Below are 2,885 nucleotides of genomic sequence, written 5' to 3' on the forward strand. Positions count from 1 at the left end.
CGTTAAATCCCACCTAATCGCGTTTTTGACCGATTGACAATCAAGCCTTATGCCGAAACAAATGTCTGCCGCCTTCACCTTTGATAAGGTTGATCGCATCGCGCATGATCTCGTCAATGATCTGTTCTGCAGGTTTCGAGGTTCTTATGATACCCACACCTTCGCCGACAATACCGGGAACGATTGACGGATTTCCGGAATTCTGAGCATCGTTCCAAAGTCGTCTTTGAACATCCAAGCCGGCGTCTAGCGCGGCTTCTCGACCATGCCATTTACTGACAAAATTATTTCGACGTACCCGGATTGAGTATCGGTCCGGCCAAGAATAACCGCGAATGATGTCGGGAACCGAGGTTCGAACGGTTTCATCCCCTGATGCGCGCAAGATGTCACTGAGAATCTGTGGATGGATCAGCGCCTCATCTGCAGCAACAAACCGAGTTCCTATCACAACGCCATCTGCGCCAAGCATCAGGGCCGCAGCCAGACCGCGACCATCGCCGATACCACCGGCGGCGCAAAGTACAGCCGAACTGTTCGATGCGTCAATTTTATCCGCCACTTCGGGCACAAGCGCGATCGTGCCGCGCACCTCGCCGTGGCCACCAGCTTCGGCCCCCTGAGCCACGATGACATCGGCGCCAACCGCAATGGCACGCAGCGCGTCCCGAAGTGTCTGGATTTGGCAGATAAGCGGAACGCCCGTCCGTTTGATCCTGTCGGCAAAGGGTGCAGGATCACCAAAGGACAGAAAGACCGCGGCTGGCCCGCGCTCCAGCACGTAATCGAGCAGAGCGGGCTGCTCTGCCAACTTCCATGTGATCAGACCGCACCCGACAGGGGTGGTTCCGGCTGCATCGAACTGTTGCGCAATCCAGTCCCGATCGCCGTAACCCCCCGCCGACCAACCCAAGCCCGCCCGCCTGCGTCACAGCCGAGGCCAACGACCCACCCGCAACAAACGCCATTGGCGCCTGAATGGTCGGGTGGGACAGGTTCAGGCGCTCGGTCAGCCGGGTTTTCACGTGGCCGTCTTTCGGTAGTCGACAACCGGCAGCCCACCGATGCCCCAGTTGTCCAGATCGACCTCGTCAATCACGACGACTGTGGTTGCCGGGTTTTTGCCCAGCACCTCGTGCAACAGTTCGCTCACTCCGGCGATCAGCTTTGCTTTCTCGCTCTGGCTTGGGCCGGTTCCGTCAGGACCACCTTCACGGGTTACTTTGATATTCACATATGGCATGGTTTTAATCCTTCCTTGGAACGTAGGAGAAGACCTTGGTGACAATCCGCCAGTCATTGCCGTGGCGGACAAGGGAAAGGTAATCCAGATAATCGCGCCCCATCATCGACATACGGGCCATGACATGGGCCAGCCTCGGACTGCCGAAGGAGATCTGCAATATCTCTTCATCGCGCGGGTCACCGCGCTTGGCTGGCGGTTCACGCTGATCCACACGGGCCATATAGCTCTCAAGATCCAGATACAGCTCATCCCCTTCGGTGGCGCAGATATACGCCAGTTTCGGGTGAAACACCTGTCTCAGGGCGTTGCTGTCGGCGTGATGAAGGCCCTCGAAATAGGCCTCCATCAATTCGACCACAGCTTTGTGATCGGCCGGGGTCATTGGATCAGCCCTTCGGCGCGCATCGCCGTTTGTGTTGCGGGACGTGCTGCCACCCGCTCGACATAGGCTTTCAGGCTTGGCCAGCCGGACAAATCGATTTCCGTAAAATTTGCCCAGTTCGAGACAACGAAAAGATATGCGTCCGCGACCGAAAACTTTCCGTCCACAAGGTATTCCCGCCCATCGGCCAGTATGTTTTCGACCTGATCGAATTTTGTTTTGACGATACTGCGCGCCTTGGTTTTTTCGGTGTCGGTGGAATCACCCTTGAACAGCGGGCTGAAGGATTTGTGCAGATCGGCCGCCACAAAACTCAGATATTCCTGAACCCGTGTACGGGCCATCGTTCCGTTTGATGGTGCCAGATCAGAGGACGGGTACTTATCAGCAAGATATTGAAGAATAGCGGATCCCTCCCTGACAAGTTCACCGTCGTCCAGCGCAAGCACCGGCACATATCCTCGGGGGTTGATGGATCTAAAATCCGCGCCGGATTCAGTGCGGTCAGCCGCGGTATCAACGGCCTCAGTTTCGAAGGGAGTGCCGATTTCGGTCAGCACGATGTGGCTGGCAAGCGAACATGCGCCCGGTTTGTAGTAGAGTTTCATGGTATTCCTTTCTGGGGATTACTGGTGGCACCATAGACATGGAGAAGGGCATATCCGTTGACAACTAGGTTTCTGATGGTTACTTAAAAAATAGAGTAACCCAGCAGAAACCTGGTAACGCCTCATGGCCCTGAAGATGCGGAAAAACCGAAGCCCGGCGCCACCCGAACCCTGCATGCTGACCGAATGCATGGCTGTGATTGCAGGTGCCTGGGCGCCGAACGTGATCTGGTCGTTGCGGGCCGGGCCACGCCGCTTTAGTGAACTGCGTTCGGATATTCCGCCGATTTCTGCCAAGGTACTTTCGGCCCGTTTGTCGGAACTGGCCGCACGAGGTGTGCTGGTCCGCCATGTCCGGCGCACGTCGCCCCCCTCGACGGAATACAGCCTGACCGAGCTTGGGGCCGAATTGATCCCGGCCCTTGACGCGATTGTTCAGGTCGGCCACCGACTGAAGGCACGACAAAGTAGTCAACAGGGGGCAGATTAAGTGGTCCCGTCTTCTCGGACAGCTTTGCAGCAAATCTAGGGTCAGGATTCATTGGTTTTTGTTGTGCCGCGTGCTTCACAGCTCCGAAAACGGAGCGGTGACATGAGTGATTTTCTGGCTGATCGACGCGCAAATGGCGTGTCTCGAGCCTTTCTTTCT

At 56.5% G+C, this 2,885-nt stretch carries 5 protein-coding genes and 1 pseudogene; 1 reads left to right on the forward strand and 5 read right to left on the reverse strand.

Translation table 11 applies throughout. The features are described 5' to 3' along the window. Positions 1 to 40 precede the first annotated feature (40 nt). From ACR0ES_RS20060 to gstA, 5 genes and pseudogenes are all read right to left on the reverse strand, one after another. On the reverse strand, positions 41 to 913 hold the full coding sequence (locus ACR0ES_RS20060; RefSeq protein ID WP_480774588.1) for an NAD(P)H-dependent flavin oxidoreductase: 873 nt from the start codon (positions 911 to 913) through the stop codon (positions 41 to 43). A 37-nt stretch (positions 914 to 950) separates the two neighbouring features. Continuing rightward, positions 951 to 1,025, reverse strand: a pseudogene (locus tag ACR0ES_RS20065) (hypothetical protein); the annotation flags it as partial. After that, on the reverse strand, positions 1,022 to 1,243 hold the full coding sequence (locus ACR0ES_RS20070; protein WP_480560863.1) for a tautomerase family protein: 222 nt from the start codon (positions 1,241 to 1,243) through the stop codon (positions 1,022 to 1,024). The gene ACR0ES_RS20070 and the pseudogene ACR0ES_RS20065, both read right to left, overlap by 4 nt. A 4-nt stretch (positions 1,244 to 1,247) precedes the next feature. Then, on the reverse strand, positions 1,248 to 1,628 hold the full coding sequence (locus ACR0ES_RS20075; protein WP_480774587.1) for a nuclear transport factor 2 family protein: 381 nt from the start codon (positions 1,626 to 1,628) through the stop codon (positions 1,248 to 1,250). Then, a complete protein-coding gene (gene gstA, locus ACR0ES_RS20080) occupies positions 1,625 to 2,236 on the reverse strand; it encodes a glutathione transferase GstA (RefSeq protein ID WP_480774586.1) in 612 nt (203 codons plus the stop codon). Before gstA ends, ACR0ES_RS20075 begins: the two co-directional genes overlap by 4 nt. A gap of 124 nt (positions 2,237 to 2,360) precedes the next feature. Here gstA and ACR0ES_RS20085 point away from each other — a divergent pair, with 124 nt between their 5' ends. Next, entirely contained in the window at positions 2,361 to 2,726 is a 366-nt protein-coding gene (locus ACR0ES_RS20085; RefSeq protein ID WP_480871587.1) for a winged helix-turn-helix transcriptional regulator, read from the forward strand. Positions 2,727 to 2,885 lie beyond the last annotated feature (159 nt).

The organism is Ruegeria sp. N7 (assembly GCF_056531345.1).

Excerpts from the sequence above, each read along its gene's own strand:
- ACR0ES_RS20085 (WP_480871587.1), top strand. The coding sequence starts at position 2,361 with ATGGCCCTGAAGATGCGGAAAAACCGAAGCCCGGCGCCACCCGAACCC.
- ACR0ES_RS20075 (WP_480774587.1), bottom strand. The coding sequence starts at position 1,628 with ATGACCCCGGCCGATCACAAAGCTGTGGTCGAATTGATGGAGGCCTAT.
- ACR0ES_RS20070 (WP_480560863.1), bottom strand. The coding sequence starts at position 1,243 with ATGCCATATGTGAATATCAAAGTAACCCGTGAAGGTGGTCCTGACGGA.
- gstA (WP_480774586.1), bottom strand. The coding sequence starts at position 2,236 with ATGAAACTCTACTACAAACCGGGCGCATGTTCGCTTGCCAGCCACATC.